The following is a 14,081-nucleotide window of genomic DNA, read 5'->3' as shown; positions in this document are numbered from 1 at the left end:
ACTTCACAGTCCCTGAGTCGTGGACGTGGGGCAGGGAGGGCGTGGCGTCGTCCACGACGGCTAAAATGGACAGGGACTGTGAAAACTTCACAGTCCCTGAGTCGTGGACGTGGGGCAGGGAGGGCGTGGCGTCGTCCACGACGGCTAAAGCAGACAGAGGGTTGGCCAAACTCGTTTTGGCCGACCCTCTGAGTCGTGGACGTGGGGCAGGGAGGGCGTGGGCACTGAACACCCACGCTCTCTTCGTGATCCACCGAAGCGCCCTGAACCGCAATTTCGCTACTTATTCGCCGGGATCGATCGCCGACCCTAAGTTGGGCGCATGGAACCGGTCATCCCGGAGTCGCTCCTGCGTCGCCCCGAGCTCGCGCGTCAGCCCGTCCCGCTCGCCCGGCGGGCCGAGCAGGCGCGCCCGGTGACGCCCTCGTGGTTGATCGAGCCCAAGGACGATCGCCTGGTCGCGGGGACCATGCTGGCCCACACCAAGCAGTACCGCGTCGAGGGCTGCATCGGCGAGGGCGGCATGGGCTGGGTCTACAAGGCCTGGGATCCGGTGCTCGAGCGCGCCGTGGCCCTGAAGGTGATGAAGCCGGACGTGCCCGAGAGCGAGCGCGAGCGCTTCCGCTACGAGGCGGTGTGGGGCGCCCGCTTTTGCCACCCCTCGATCGCGCGGGTCTACGACCTGGTCGGCGTCCCCGGCCAGGGCATCTCCTGGTTCGTGATGGAGTTCCTGCCCGGCCGCGACCTGGGCACGCTGATGCGCCGGGCCAAGCAGCGAGGCACGCACATGCCCCTGCGCATGATCGCCGACGTGTTCCGGCAGATCCTCTCGGCGCTGCAGTACAGCCACGACTGCCGGGTGGTCCACCGCGACGTCAAGCCCGAGAACATGTTCGTGACCCGGGACCCGAACACCCGCTTCGTGACCAGCAAGCTCCTCGACTTCGGGGTGGCCCTGGACCTGAGCACGGCCGGGACCAAGGTCGAAAGGCACCTGGTCGGCGACCCCCGCTACATCGCGCCCGAGCAGACCGAGCACGGCCGCGAGGTCGACCACCGCGCGGACATCTACGCCGCCGGCATGAGCCTCTACGAGGCGCTGACCAACCGCCACCCCTTCGAGCAGCTGCTCGGCGGGCCCTTCCACGCCCTGCTCCACGCCCAGCGCAGCCAGGGCTTCGCGCCGCCGAGCAACTACTTGCCCGACGAGCTGCCGGCGACCGTCGTCCACGGCCTCGACGTGGTCATCGCCAAGGCGACCTCCAAGGACCCCGACGATCGCTTCGAGGACGCCAAGAGCATGCGCGACACCATGCTCGAGGTGCTCAAGAGCTGAGCAAAGCACCAAAGCGTTCGGCGAGGGCCCGCTTGCGCTCCGGCGTCAGCGGGCCTTGGCGCGCGTCGGGCTTGGGAAAGCGAGGGCGCTCGGCGTAGAGCGGGCCGGCGAGCATGAGGGTATGGACCTCTTCGAGGGGGCGCACCCAGTGGTAGGTGCGCGGGTTGGTCATCTCGTAGTAGGTCCCGGCGCTCAGCCGCGCGACGCTCAGGGTCTGGACCTCGCCGTCGATGGCCGCCCCGACGCCGTGCTCGTAGCGGCCGGCGAGGATCTTCATGGCGCTCGGCCAGTCGTGGGGGTGAAACAGGGCCTCGCCCGGCTCGCAGGCCTCGATGCGGTGGAGGAACACCCGGCCCTCGGGGCGCTGCATCCACAGGCGCTCGACGTGGGGCGGGTGGTAGGTGATGTCCAGGGTCTGCCAGGCGTCGAGGTCCTCGAGCAGCGCGGGCAGCTGGGCCTCGAGGGCGATCAACACGGGGATCATGCCGTCGGCCACACGCCGAGCTTAGCTCAGCGCAGCAGGTCGAGCACTCGCTCGCGCAGCGCCTCGCCGTCGCGGACGCCCTGGTCCCAGGTCGCGCGCAGGCCCTCGGGGGAGGTGAAGTCCCACATGCTCACGGCCGGCTCCTCGCGCGGGGCGAGGTAGAGCACCGAGCCGCCCTCGGCGGTCGGGATTGGGTGGGGCGACACGGACTGCGGTCGGCACAACAAGGCGAGGACGCGTCCTGCTCGGGCCGCGCTGGGCAAGGCTCGGATCGGGACGTTGTCGATGAGCGCGCCGTCGAGGTAGCGGCGTCCTGCCTGGCGCGGCACGGGGGTCACCGGCGGCGTCGAGGACGAGCGCTCGACCCAGTCGATCAGCTGCTCGGGGTCCATGGCCGAGCGCGAGTTCATCACCTGGATGCCGAGCCCCGCCGTCGGCGTGCGCGGGCCGTGCAGCTCGCCGAGGCGGGCGCGCTGCTCGAAGGCCCGCAGCGCGGCCAAGCTGGTGCGCACGGGGGGCTGGCGGGGGCCGAGGTAGGACGCGAGGATGTGGATCGGCGGCCCCGTGCGGACCCGGCGAAAGCCCCCGTCGGCGAACACGAAGCGCAGCGCCGCGCGCATCATCTCGGCGTGGGGGAAGGGGGTCTTGCCCGCGAGCAGCTGCCGGGGTTCGAAGTTGCTGCGGTTGCGGGCCGTGGCCTCGATGAAGTGCTCGCGGGCGAGCAAGACCCTGCCCGAGACCTGAACCATGGCCATGGCCGCGCCCGCGCTCACGCCCGCGAAGTGGTCCGCGGGGGGCAGGGTGTTTTGCAGGGTGTGCAGGACCCCCATGGACCAGAAGGTCCGGACGCCACCCCCGGCGAGCACGATCGACAGGCTCCCTGCGTCGGCCATGGTCCAACCCAGCCTAGTCCGACCGCTGCGAGAGCACTACCCCAATGATCTCGCGGTGGTGTTCGCGAGCCCCACTCTACGGTTGGCTCGCGAAGTGGGGTGCTATGCCCCACTGATTCCGCGGGCGTGACATTCGAGTGTCGGGCTGGGGCACGGTGGTTCTGAATGGGGCTCGAACGCCGTGTATCGCCGATCTGAGGGTGTCGAGGAGCCTGCGCTTGGGTGATCGACAAAAAAGTTCGCGTCAATCTAATGGTCCTTGGTGTGGGAGTCACTAATCCAATGCGCGCTGGCGATGCCGTCCGCGCCCCGCCGAGCCACTCATGGGCGGGCAGGTCTCGGGAGTACATACGATGCAGGAACCCACCATTCGCCAGGTCGAGATGACGACCCTTCCCCCGGTCCACTTCTCCTTCGAGCCGGACCATCGCGCCGTCGCCAAGGAAGTCGAGGTGCGGGCCCACTCGGACACGGGGGAGCCCATCGACGATCTCGTCGGCCGGCTCGGCACCCTGGCCAAGGACGCCAGCGTCGAGCATGCCATCGAGATCGGCCGCCTCGTCATCGAGGAGCTCTACGCCGGTGACCTGCACGCGTGGCGCAGCCGCGGGCCCAAGGCCCACTCCCTGCGCGAGCTCTCGCGGCGCTCGGACCTTCCCTTGAGCAGCTCGGCGCTGTACCGCTCGATCGCCCTCTACGAGCTCAGCGAGGCCCTCGGTGGCGTGCAGGCGTGGTCCGGCAAGGGCCTGGGCATCAGCCACATGCGCCTGGTCCTCGGCCTGCCCCGCGAGGCGCAGCGCGAGCTCCTCGACCGGGCCGCCAAGGAGCGCTGGACCGTGGCCGAGCTCGAGCGCGAGACCGTGGCGATCCGCTCGGGTCAGCCGCGCCGCCGCGCCCGGGGCGGTCGCCCTCGCCTGCCTCGCTTCGTCAAGAGCCTCAACCGCATGCGCAAGTGCGCCGACGCGACCGACGACTTCTTCGGCGACGTCGAGGCGGCCGGCGAGATGGAGCCCGAGCGCGTGGCCGAGCTGCGCGAGCAGCTGGCGCACATCCGCAGCTGCTGCGAAGAGCTCGAGCGCCGCCTGGCCAGCGCCTCGGTCTGAGGCCAGTCTTTCTCGAGCTCGGGGCTACCCGCAGCTCGAGCCGCTGAAGCCGTCGAAGCCGGCCATCGCCCCGGCGCAGGTCTGCATGTCCACGCAGTCCGCGTCGCTCTCGCACTCGCCGCACACGCCGATGTCGAGGATGCCCATCAGCGACGCGGTCGTGCAAAAGCCCTCGCACTGCTCGTCGCCGGCCCCGTCCGCGTCGCACACGGCGTCCTGGGCGAGGGTGCCGGGGTCGATGCAGTTGCGCGAGCCCGAGATGCTCATCAGGTCGAACTCCGGCGCGCACAGCTGCCCGTCGGGGCAGTGGCTGTCCTCGGCGCACTCGGAGCACAGCGTGAGCGCGAACAGGCCGCCCGTGTCGAGGATCTCCGCGCAGTAGAGGCCGTCGGAGCAGGACTCGTCGGACTCGCACATCTGCCCGAGGCTGCCGTCGCCGCACTCGAACCACATCCCGTTGAAGGTGCAGTTGCCCCCCTCGCAGTCGGCGTCGCTGGAGCACTCCGAGCAGATGCCCCCGATCATCGGGATGGCGTTGCAGACCAGATCTTCGGCGCACTGGCTGTCGTCCGCGCAGGGATCACCGAGGTTGCCCGGGGTCGAGCTGCTCTCCTCGCCCGGGCCGTCCTCTTGAATGAAGGAGCCGTCGTCCGTGGTGCTCGCGTCTTCGGCCCCGTCGGTGCTCGCCTCGTCCGCGCCGTCGTCCGAGTCCGAGGCGTTGGTGGTTTCGCCTGCGTCGTCCGTCCCGACGTCGTCGGGTCCGCACGCGCCCAGAGCGAGGACGGCGACGCACGAGGAGAGAGATAGACGGCGGGGGAGGTCGAAGCGAAGTCGGCGGATCATCTCGGCTCTCAGTAGCTACGCAATGCGCACAGCCTATCAGGAACGAGGCGAATGCGGACGACCGTCGAGCGTTGAGCGACGCGCCAGTTCGCGGCGACGAGGGCCCGGCTCCACGGGGGCGCAGAGGCTGTCGAGCCGGCGGGGCAGGGGTAGAGCAGCAAGGGCGTGGGCGCAGGCCACCGGGCCCGGAGGGCGTCGAGGGCCGCCACGATGACCGCGCTCGGCGTGTCGGGGGGGGTGTCGAGCTCGACGCGGTGAATGAGAATTGCCTGGCCTTCGCGAGAGAACCACGCGCGCAGCTCGAGCTGGGTTTCGCGAAGCTCGAGGCGAAGGGCGCCGCGCTGTCGGGCCGGCGTGCGATCCCAACACTGGGGCGTCCACGTCCACAGCGGCGCCTCCCCTCGAGGGAGCTCGAGCTGGGCCTCGGGCGCTGCGAGGGCCGCGCTCCCGGTGGCCTCGGCGAGCAAGGTCCACTCCTCGCGGTCCGGCTCGAAGCCCATGCCCAGGTACCAGGGCAGGCGCTCGGGCTCGGCGAGAAACTCGACGCTGTCGAGGCCCGCGGCGTGGGCTCGATCGGCCGCGAAGGCGAGCAGCCTCCGACCCAAGCCGCGACCGCGGAGCGCCGGGAGCAGGCCCACCCCGGCGCCTCGGGCCCGGCTCCCGAGGCTCGGCGCTCGTCCGAGCAGCGCGTAGCCCTGGGGGCGCAGGCTCCCGCCGTCCTCGACCATCGCCAGCGCCGAGAGCTCGGGCGCGACCCCTTCGCGCCACAGCTTGCGCGCGAACCATCCGGGCTGTCGGCGCTTGCCAGGGCTGGCGAAGATCTGCTCGGCGAGGGGCTAGAGGAGCCGGAGGTCCTTGAGCCCCTCGCCGCCGATGAGCTGGATGGCCGGCACTAGCGCAGCCCGCAGGCCCGCTTGCACTTGTCGATGGTCTCGCGCGCGACGGCGCGAGCGCGCTCGGCCGAGCGCTGGAGCACCGCCTCGACCTCGTCGGGGTTGGCGAGCAAGTGCTCGCGCCGCGCCCGAGCGTCGGCGAAGTGGGCGTCGATCTTGTGCGCGAGCAGCTGCTTGGCGTGGCCGTAGCCGAAGGCCTCGCCGTCCCGGGCCCCGGCCGCGTACCAGCCGCGGATCTGCTCGAGCTCGGCCTCGTCGCAGAACAGCTCGAGGATGGCGTAGACGTTGTTGCCCTCGGCCTGCAGGGGCTCGCCCAGGGGCGTGGAGTCGGTCACCACCTGGCCCACGGCCTTCTTGAGCTGCTTGCCCGAGGCGAACAGCGGGATGGTGTTGCCGTAGCTCTTGGACATCTTGCGCCCGTCGGTGCCGGGCACGTAGGGGGTCTTGGACAGGCGGTAGTCCGGACGCACGAGCACCGGCTCGACGACCTCGCCCTTCTTCTTGGGCTGGCAAAAGGTGGTGTTGAAGTGGGTCGCCATGTCCTGCGCCATCTCGATGTGCTGGATCTGGTCCTTGCCCACGGGCACCAGCGTCGAGTTGTAGATCAGGATGTCCGAGGCCATCAGCGCCGGGTACAGGAACAGCCCCACGCTGCGGTTGATGCCGGCGGCGGCCTTGTCCTTGAAGCTGACCCCGCGCTGCAGCAGGCCCATGTTGGTGACCGTGGACAGCAGCCAGGTCAGCTCGGTGACCTCGGGGACGTCGCTCTGGCGAAACAGCAGGGCCTTGTCGGGGTCGAGGCCACACGCGAGGTAGGTCACCGCGACGTCGAACACGTTGGCCCGCAGGGCGTCGGCGTCTTGGAGGGTGGTCAGCGCGTGGTAGTCGGCGATGAAGTAGAAGCACTCGCCCGGGAAGTCGTCCTGCAGCGCGACCTGCTGCTGGATGGCGCCAAAGTAGTTCCCGAGGTGGATCTGGCCCGAGGGCTGGATGCCCGAGAGCACGCGCTGGGGTCGGGTGTCGGCGTTGGCGTCGGCGTTGGCCATGGGACGCCAAGGGTGGATCGTTTCCCCGGTGCCGTCCACTCGCTATGCTGCGTCGGTGAGCGCCGTCCTCTGCCCCTTCCACCTGGCGATCCCCGTCGACGATCTGGCGCGCTGCCGTCGCTTCTACGGGGAGCGGATGGGCTGCCCCGAGGGCCGCAGCAGCGCGCGCTGGGTGGACTTCGACTTCTTTGGGCACCAGCTGGTGATCCACGAGGTCGAGGGCCACGCGGGCCTGGCCGGGCGCAACCGGGTGGACGGCGAGTCCGTGCCGGTGCCGCACTTTGGCCTCGTGCTGAGCATGGCCGACTGGGAGGCGCTGCGCGATCGCCTGGTCGCGGCTCGGGTGCGCTTCGAGATCGAGCCGACGATCCGCTTCCCGGGGGAGGTCGGCGAGCAGGCGACGATGTTCCTGTTCGACCCCGCCGGCAACGCCCTCGAGTTCAAGGCCATGCGCGACCCTTCGCGGCTGTTCGCCAAGTGATCACTCGGGCACGGTGACGGGCGGGTCGTCGTGGCAGCCGTCGTCGTCCTGGAAGCCGTCGGGGTCCTCGGGCTCGTCGGGGCAGTGATCGTCGAGGTCGGGGACGCCGTCGTCGTCGTTGTCCGCGTCGGGGCAGCCGTCGTCGTCTTCGAAGGCGTCGGGGTCCTCGGGCTGGGCCGGGCACGCATCGGCGGCGTCGGGGATGCCGTCTGCGTCTGCGTCTGCGCCTGCGCCTGTGGTGGGCGGGGGCGCGTCAGGCTGGGTCGTGGTGCCCGAGCTCGGCGTGGAGGCGCACGCTCCGAGCAGGACGAGGCACGCGGGCCAGAGTCGCGAACACATGCCTGACCATAGACTGGTCTCCGCCATTTTGCCGAGGCCTCGCGTCGGAGCTCGACGCGGCGCGGGTCGGGAAGGCGAAGGCCAGGAACAGCCCGACGGCCGAGGCCACGGCGACCAGGCCCAGACCCAGGGTCAAGCCAAAGGCCGGGCCGAGCACGAGGGCGCCAGGAAGCGGGGCGAGCTCGGTGAGCGGGGCCTCGACCAGGCCGGTGTGGGCCAGGGCGAGGACGAAGCAGGCGAGCCAGGCCGCGGCCGCGAGGGGGCGGGTCCGCGCTCGGGCCTCGCGCTCGCGGACGAGCGAGGTCCAGCTGGACCGGGCGGCGATCACCCCCGCGACGATCTGCACGGCCACGGCCACGAGCCCCGCGACCCACCCGATCTGGCCCAGATCCTCGCCCTCCGCCGAGTGGCCCAGCTCCATGCCGAGGACGAGGGCGAAGCAGGCGAGGGCGAGGAGGATGAAGGCGCTGGCGGTGTGGACGGGGGCGCTGCCCGCCGCGGACCGGCGGCGCTCGAGCCCGGCGAGCAGACCCTGGGTCGCCGGGGCCAGGGCCAGCACGAGCAGCGCGGCGAGGGCGATGAAGGCGGCCGGGCTGGCCGCGAGCGCCGGGGGCAGCTCGACGTGGTCGAGGAAGAGGGCGAAGGCGAGGGCGCCGAGGCGGGCGAAGAGCAGCCAGAACACCAGGTGGGCGAGGAAGAGCGCGCCGTGCAGGGAGCGGACCGGGGCAGCGGCGCGGCGCAGCGCGAGCAGGGGCAGGGCGCAGGCGAGGCCCGCGAGGGCCACGAAGGCGCCGAGGCCCGCGGGCAGCTCGAGGGTCAGCGCGGCCAGGGGCGCGGCGCCGGCCAGACCAAAGGCGAGGGCGTGCCCGTCCGCTGCCGGCGAGCGGCGAGCGCTGGAGGCGGCGAGGGCGTGGAGCTTGGCGGGGCTGGAGCTGGGCACGGCGATCTCCTGGGCCATCCCGGGCGCAGGTGGGCCCGGGTGGCGGTCGAGGGTCTAGCGGGGTGAGGCCGGCCGCGAATCAGTCGCGGGTGCGGCGGAGCAGCAAGTGCACGGTCCGCGGGCGCCCGCGGGCGTCGCTGACCGTGTGATCGAACAGGGTCTCGTAGCCAAAGCCCACCAGCCATTGCCGGAGGGCGTCGACGTCGTAGCGCCGGGAGTAGAGCACCGAGCAGCGCTGACCCATGGCGTTGATGTCCACGTCGTGGACGAAGTTGTAGGAGCCCGGGACCGCGCAGGTCGCCCCGCCGTCGCGCGGGATGATGCGCATGCGGGTGTCGATGAGCGAGCCCACGGAGGCCCGGAAGCGGCGGTGCGGCCCCTCGACGAGGGACTGGCGCACGGTCTCCTGGGCGTCCCCGAGGCCGCCCTCGGCGAGGGCCCAGAGGCCGTCGTCTTCGATTCGAGCCTGGCGCACGCCGACCTCGAGCCACAGCAGATCGCCGCGCCGGAGCAGTCGGGACAGGGTCCGCTCGATGAAGGCCGCCTCGCTCTTGAGGTTGCCGAAGGTCCCGCCGAGGAAGAGCACGAGCCGGCGATCTTCGGGGTTCTCGGACAGGTGCCCGGCGAAGCCGATGCCGCCGTCTTCGAAGTCCGAGCACGCCGGGCGGACCAGGAAGTGGGGCCAGCGCTCCTCGGACACGCGGTCGCGGATGTCGTTGCGGGCCTTCTCCGATGCCAGGCGCAGCAGCGGGATGGACACGTCGACGGGGGTGTAGGTCAGCCAGTCGATCAGCCGGGAGCCGGGCCCGCTGTGGGTGATGAGCTGGGCGATGGCGCGGGCTTCTTTGGTCCCGTCGCCAGGGCCGAGGCTGATCAGGTCGACGCCGCAGGACTTGCCCTCGGTCCAGCGCAGCAAGCTGGCGAGGGCCCCGGCCTGGCGCTTGCCGGACCCCTCCAGGGCCTCTGCGAACGCCGCCGCGAAGCCCTTGCTGAGCAGGTCGCTGCCGTAGCCCGTGGCCATGAGCTTCATCCAGGCCATGGCGCCGGCGGGGTGGTAGTAGAGAAATTTGTGCCCGAGGTAGACCGAGTCCCACTTCTCGCGGAGGTCTCGCTCGAGGTCCTCGGGGCCGGCGCCATCCTCGATGACGATGGGGCACAGCGAGGGCTCGCCGGCGAGGTCGACGCCGCGCCGCTTGCTCAAAAAGTGGATGCGGGCGATGACTTCCTCGAGCTTGCCGCGGTTGAGCGTCTTGACCTTGCCGGTCTTCCAGTTGTTGATGGTCGTCGGCGTGACCCCAAAGATCGACGCCTGCGCCTCGTTGGTGTGGAAGCCGTGGAGCTCCAACAGGCCGAAGATCAGGTCGAAGACCTGACTGCGGGAGCTGGAGCTGGAGGACATGATGGCAGTGTATGGACCGGGCCGGACCGGCTCTAGCGATACTTGGGTGCGCGGAGCACAAATCTCCCCCCGCGAGGGAAAACCCTGAAGGGGCTTCCAAGGGCCAATGGGGGGCTCTCCCGGGGCCTGGGATCGCCCTTGGGGCTCCAGGAACGCTGTAGCACCGCTTTTGCGGGATGTTTTGAGGGCAGGGGGAAGTTTGGGCGCGGGCGTCGATGTTTGGGGGGGAAGACCCCGGAGTTGGCCAAAGCGGACTCGGCGGCCGCCGCTGGGCTCTTGTTATGGTCCGAGCCATGGGCGGGCGCTCGCGGCGGGAATTCTTGGTGCGGACCGGACAGCTCGTGGGGGTCGTCGCCCTGGGGGGCTGCGAGGGGACCGGCGCGGACGAGGGCGCGAGCGCCGACCAGGGCGGGAGCGATGGGCTCGACGAGGGCTCCGAGGACGAGCTGGGCGAGGACGCCGAGACCACGAGCGAGGACGGCGGACCGTCCTGCGCCCCGAGCACCGAGCAGACCGCGGGTCCTTTTCCCCAGGACGGCTTCGAACGCAGCGCGCTCGACCTCTACGGCCACGAGGGCGTGCCCTTCACCCTCGACGGCCAAGTCTTTGACGAGCAGTGCCAGCCCATCGCCGACGCCGTCGTCTTGCTGTGGCACGCCAGCCCCTCGCCGCCCGGTGTTCGCCCGGCGTCCACCGCTCCCGATCCCGAGTACGTCTCGGCCATCTACGACCACGAAGCCCAGGCCGACGCCGAGACCCCCGACGGGCAGGCCGTGCCGACGGGCGAGCAGATGTACTACGGCTGGGTGCGCACCGACGCCGCGGGGCGCTACGCCTTCTCGAGCCTGCGACCGGGCTGGTACCTCAACGGGGCCAGCTACCGGACCTCGCACCTGCACCTGCGCGTGTTCGTCGACGGTGCGCTGCGCGTGACCACGCAGCTCTACTTTCCCGACGACGAGTTCAACGACAGCGACGGGATCTTCGCGTCGTGCGAGGGCGCGTGCACGATGAGCCTCGACGGCGACGCGGCGAGCTTCGACCTGGTCGCGGGCCCCTGAAGCTCACCACAGGCAGCAGCAGTTGGCGGTCTTGCCGAGGCCGCTCAGCTCGTCGTCGCAGCCGATGGCCCACGGGGTTGCAGCTTCCTTGATGGCTGCGCTGCAGATTCCATCGGCCTCTTCTTGGGTCGGGTAGTCCCACAGGTAGGCGGTCGCGCCTTCGCAGTCGTTGGGGGCGCACACGGCTCCCTCGTTGGCGCAGATCTCGGAGCAGGTCCCGGACGCGAGGCGGCAAAAGGTCAGGCGGCCCTGACACTCGCCGTCGACGCATTCGCCGATGCCGAGGGGGCCGACGCAGTGGAGGTTCTCCTCGCCGCAGTGCCAGGGGTCCTCTTTCGAGTCTTCGCCACCGTCGGCGGCTTCGGGGGAGTCGGCGCTTTCATCGGGGATGCCCGGAGGCTGGCAGGCGAGGACGGCCAGCACGATCAGCGCGGCAGCGAACAGGCTGGGATGGGTCTTCATCAGAACGTCCAGGGGCGGGAAGGAAAGGCGCGGGCGGGCATCAAGCTCGCGCCGAAGCGGTCACCTGGGCTCGAGTATTGCCTGTGCGGTGTCACCTGAGCCCAGACCCAAGATGGTCCACGACACCGCAAACCCAAATTGATCGCCGCGCTCATCAACGCCCCCAAAGCCAGCCTCCCCCTGCTTGAGAACCGCAGCGCGCTCGAGGTTCAACCCGAGCTCCGAGCCAGGAATGACGACCACGGTGCCTCCGACAGCGTCGCCGGGGGCGCCGATGATGAGGTCATCAAAGCCGTCTTGGTCGAGGTCGCCAGCCGACAACGCCACGCCGAAGCCATCCCCGGGGTCCGAGCTCAACCCGAGTTCATCGAGGTGGAGAACGGGTCCGCCGTAGCTGAGCCCCTGCGGGCTGCCTCGAAAGAGCTGGATCTCGCCTGCGCCCTCGTCTTCTTTGGGAGCCGCAACGACGAGGTCGTAGCAAGAGCGGTCTGCGTAGGCATCGATCTCGGACTCGCGTCGAGCACCGTTGAAGTTGCCAAACACCAGGGCCTGACCAAAGCGGTCGCTCTCCTCGGGCTCCCCGCCGATCTCGAAGCTTCCCTGACGCAAGATCGTGGGGGTGAGGATGCCGTAGTGCCCACCGCTGGCGCGGTAGACATGGACGCCTGGTCGTCGTTGGCGATCCTCGCTGGAAGGATCTCACCTCGGCCCAGGCCGTCGAAGACGACCGTATCCATCGACCCGTCTCCACCACCGAGCTCGTCGGCCCCCGTGTCGCCGTCGAGGTCGGGGGCGGGGTCGAAGCTTCCCTCGCAAGCGACGGCGATCAGGAAGAGGGCGCACGCCCACGCGCCAACGGACTCGGCGCCGAGCCGGGCGCGGCGACATCGACCCGCTCTGGCCACATGGCGAGCCTAGCTCACCACCAACGCGCGACGCAAAAGGGCTTGAAGTTGCGGTCGAGCTTCTCCGAGTCCTTCTTCCCCGAGGGCAGGGTGTAGACCTTGGCCTTGCCCTTCCACACCGCGGAGGTCCAGTAGCGTCCGCGCTTGATCTGCTTGTTGCCGATGAACTTGCCGAGCTGCGCCGGGTTGGCGAGGGTCCAGCTGCCGACGCCGGCGTAGCGGGAGCTGGCGAGCTTCGAGCAGGCCTTGCGCGCTTCGTTGATGTCCCCGGCGGGGGGCGGATCGAAGGGGGTGATGAAGGTGGAGACCTGGATGGTGCCGGCAGGGGTCGGGCGCGAGCTCGCGGGCTCGGACGAAGCGCCGCCGCCGGTGGAGGCCGGGGAGCCGGAGTCGGTCTCGGAGCCGGAGTCGGTCTCGGAGCCGGAGTCGGTCTCGGAGTCGGTGTCGGTCTCGGAGTCGGTGTCGGTCTCGGAGCCGGAGTCGGTCTCGGTGTCGGTCTCGGAGCCGGAGTCGGAGTCGGTGTCGGAGTCGGTGTCGGAGCCGGAGTCGGTGTCGGAGTCTTCGGTCACCGCCGCTGGGGTGGCGTCCTCGCTCGTCGGAGCCAAGTCCGGAGCCGGCCCAGAGCTGCCGATGGTCAGCGTCCCCACCCACAGCGCCGCGCCGATCAGCGCAGCGATCCCGAGACCCGCGAGGACCCGGCGCGGGGTCTTGCTCGGCTCGGTCGGGAGCACGGCGGGCTCGATGTCCGTCGCGCTCGGAGAGGCTTCCGTCGAGGGGGCCTCGTCGATGATCTCGAGGGCCGAGACGGACAGCGCCTGGGTCCCGGTCGAAGGCGGGAGGGACTCGACGTCCTCCGGGGCGAGGGACTCGACGTCCTTGGGGATCGGGACCTGGGCGGTCGCGGGCGGCTCCTCGACGAGGTGGACCTCGCCCGCGAAGTCTTCGAAGGGCTCGAGGGCCTCGGACAGCTCCGCGGCGCTGGCGTAGCGGGCCTCGGGGTCGCGCTCGAGGCAGCGGTGGATGACGGCCTCGAGGGCGGGGGGCAGGCCCTCGACGAGGCGGCACATGGGCGTGATCTCGTCGACGGCCATGGCCTTGATGACGGCCGCGAGGTTGGGGCCGGCGAACACGAAGTTGCCGGTGATCGCCCGGTAGAGGATGGCCCCGATGGCGAAGATGTCGGCGGGCACGCCGATCTTGTCGGCGCCCTCGAGCTGCTCGGGGGCCATGTACTCCGGCGTGCCCAGCAAGATGCCGCTGCCGGTCTGGGCCTCGCCGCTGCCGTCGAGGAACTTCGAGACGCCGAAGTCCATGAGCTTGACGACGGTGTCCCCAGATGACTTTTTGTGGATGAAGATGTTGCCGGGCTTGAGGTCGCGGTGGACGATGCCGGCCGCGTGGGCGTCGGCGAGGCCCTCGAGGGCGTGGCGGATGACCCGGACGGCGTAGCCGGGCTGGAGCCGGCCCTGGATGCGGATCAGCTGGGCGACGTCCTTGCCGCGCAGGCGCTCCATGACGATGTAGGGGCCGATCGGCGAGTCCCCGAGGTCGAGGATCTCGCAGATGTGCGGGCTCCCGATGCGCCCGGCGGCCTTGGCCTCGCTCCGGAAACGGGCCACGGACTCGGGGTTCCGGCCGACCTCGGGGCGCAAGAATTTAATCGCGACGTGCCGGTCGACCCGCTCGTTGACGGCGAGCCAGACCGAGGCCATGCCGCCGGACCCGAGCTTTTGCTTGAAGCGAAACTTGCCGTCGAGCAGCCGACGCTCCAGGGGCAGGAGGCGGTCGGTGTTCGGGCAGCGCAGCAGCGTCTCCCCGTGAAGCTCACCACAGTGGGGGCACTCGCCGAGTCCACCAGGCAGCTCGAGGTCGAGGTCCATCGCGCCGGGACCGTAT

Annotated in this window: 15 protein-coding genes; 4 read left to right on the top strand and 11 right to left on the bottom strand. The window is 70.5% G+C overall.

Features of this window, described 5'->3' with window-relative positions:
• The first annotated feature begins 322 nt into the window (after positions 1–322).
• Positions 323–1,336, top strand: a complete 1,014-nt coding sequence (locus PPSIR1_RS24000) for a serine/threonine-protein kinase (protein WP_006973760.1) — start codon at positions 323–325, stop codon at positions 1,334–1,336.
• Here PPSIR1_RS24000 and PPSIR1_RS23995 read toward each other — a convergent pair.
• Together PPSIR1_RS23995 and PPSIR1_RS23990 are read right to left on the bottom strand one after the other, a co-directional pair.
• Positions 1,326–1,832: a hypothetical protein gene (locus PPSIR1_RS23995; RefSeq protein ID WP_006973759.1), complete on the bottom strand. Its 507-nt coding sequence runs from the start codon at positions 1,830–1,832 to the stop codon at positions 1,326–1,328. The two genes, PPSIR1_RS24000 and PPSIR1_RS23995, sit on opposite strands and share 11 nt — an antisense overlap.
• Before the next feature lie 14 nt (positions 1,833–1,846).
• Positions 1,847–2,713: a patatin-like phospholipase family protein gene (locus tag PPSIR1_RS23990; protein WP_006973758.1), complete on the bottom strand. Its 867-nt coding sequence runs from the start codon at positions 2,711–2,713 to the stop codon at positions 1,847–1,849.
• A 383-nt stretch (positions 2,714–3,096) separates the two neighbouring features.
• Between PPSIR1_RS23990 and PPSIR1_RS23985 the strand changes: the two genes are divergently transcribed.
• Positions 3,097–3,816, top strand: a complete 720-nt coding sequence (locus PPSIR1_RS23985) for a hypothetical protein (RefSeq protein WP_157595910.1) — start codon at positions 3,097–3,099, stop codon at positions 3,814–3,816.
• A 24-nt stretch (positions 3,817–3,840) separates the two neighbouring features.
• Here the strand turns inward: PPSIR1_RS23985 and PPSIR1_RS23980 are convergent, their stop codons facing one another.
• The 3 genes from PPSIR1_RS23980 to trpS all read right to left on the bottom strand — a co-directional run bounded on the left by PPSIR1_RS23980 (position 3,841) and on the right by trpS (position 6,598).
• Complete coding sequence (locus PPSIR1_RS23980; protein ID WP_006973756.1) at positions 3,841–4,659, bottom strand: hypothetical protein; 819 nt, start codon at positions 4,657–4,659, stop codon at positions 3,841–3,843.
• Positions 4,660–4,667: 8 nt separating this feature from the next.
• Complete coding sequence (locus PPSIR1_RS23975; RefSeq protein WP_338047296.1) at positions 4,668–5,480, bottom strand: GNAT family N-acetyltransferase; 813 nt, start codon at positions 5,478–5,480, stop codon at positions 4,668–4,670.
• Positions 5,481–5,551: 71 nt separating this feature from the next.
• Positions 5,552–6,598: a tryptophan--tRNA ligase gene (gene trpS, locus PPSIR1_RS23970; RefSeq protein ID WP_006973754.1), complete on the bottom strand. Its 1,047-nt coding sequence runs from the start codon at positions 6,596–6,598 to the stop codon at positions 5,552–5,554.
• Here trpS and PPSIR1_RS23965 point away from each other — a divergent pair.
• Positions 6,597–7,079 carry a VOC family protein gene (locus PPSIR1_RS23965; protein ID WP_157595909.1) on the top strand — a complete coding sequence of 161 codons (483 nt, stop codon included), beginning with the start codon at positions 6,597–6,599 and terminating at the stop codon, positions 7,077–7,079. The genes trpS and PPSIR1_RS23965 overlap by 2 nt on opposite strands.
• On the opposite strand, the gene PPSIR1_RS49540 is transcribed toward PPSIR1_RS23965, so the two are convergent.
• From PPSIR1_RS49540 to PPSIR1_RS23950, 3 genes are all read right to left on the bottom strand, one after another.
• A complete protein-coding gene (locus PPSIR1_RS49540; protein ID WP_006973752.1) occupies positions 7,080–7,418 on the bottom strand; it encodes a hypothetical protein in 339 nt (112 codons plus the stop codon). It abuts the gene before it with no gap.
• Positions 7,333–8,358, bottom strand: coding sequence for a hypothetical protein (locus tag PPSIR1_RS23955; protein WP_157595908.1), 1,026 nt, complete (start codon positions 8,356–8,358; stop codon positions 7,333–7,335). Before PPSIR1_RS23955 ends, PPSIR1_RS49540 begins: the two co-directional genes overlap by 86 nt.
• A gap of 79 nt (positions 8,359–8,437) precedes the next feature.
• The gene (locus PPSIR1_RS23950) at positions 8,438–9,757 is read right to left on the bottom strand and encodes an L-histidine N(alpha)-methyltransferase (RefSeq protein WP_006973750.1); all 1,320 of its coding nucleotides are present in this window, start codon (positions 9,755–9,757) and stop codon (positions 8,438–8,440) included.
• Positions 9,758–10,050: 293 nt separating this feature from the next.
• Between PPSIR1_RS23950 and PPSIR1_RS23945 the strand changes: the two genes are divergently transcribed.
• Entirely contained in the window at positions 10,051–10,818 is a 768-nt protein-coding gene (locus PPSIR1_RS23945; protein ID WP_157595907.1) for a dioxygenase family protein, read from the top strand.
• Positions 10,819–10,821: 3 nt separating this feature from the next.
• Here PPSIR1_RS23945 and PPSIR1_RS43650 read toward each other — a convergent pair whose 3' ends face one another.
• The 3 genes from PPSIR1_RS43650 to PPSIR1_RS43645 form a co-directional block, all read right to left on the bottom strand.
• Positions 10,822–11,280, bottom strand: a complete 459-nt coding sequence (locus PPSIR1_RS43650) for a hypothetical protein (protein ID WP_006973748.1) — start codon at positions 11,278–11,280, stop codon at positions 10,822–10,824.
• Positions 11,281–11,340: 60 nt separating this feature from the next.
• Positions 11,341–11,889, bottom strand: coding sequence for an integrin alpha (locus PPSIR1_RS23935; RefSeq protein WP_006973747.1), 549 nt, complete (start codon positions 11,887–11,889; stop codon positions 11,341–11,343).
• A 310-nt stretch (positions 11,890–12,199) separates the two neighbouring features.
• Positions 12,200–14,065 (bottom strand): serine/threonine-protein kinase, encoded by a 1,866-nt coding sequence (locus PPSIR1_RS43645; RefSeq protein WP_006973746.1) that lies wholly within the window; start codon positions 14,063–14,065, stop codon positions 12,200–12,202.
• Positions 14,066–14,081 lie beyond the last annotated feature (16 nt).

The organism is Plesiocystis pacifica SIR-1, assembly GCF_000170895.1.
Classification (GTDB): domain Bacteria; phylum Myxococcota_A; class Polyangia; order Nannocystales; family Nannocystaceae; genus Plesiocystis; species Plesiocystis pacifica.
The sequence above is the reverse complement of the archived record's forward strand: the minus strand, read 5'-3'. Positions and strand labels throughout refer to the sequence as shown.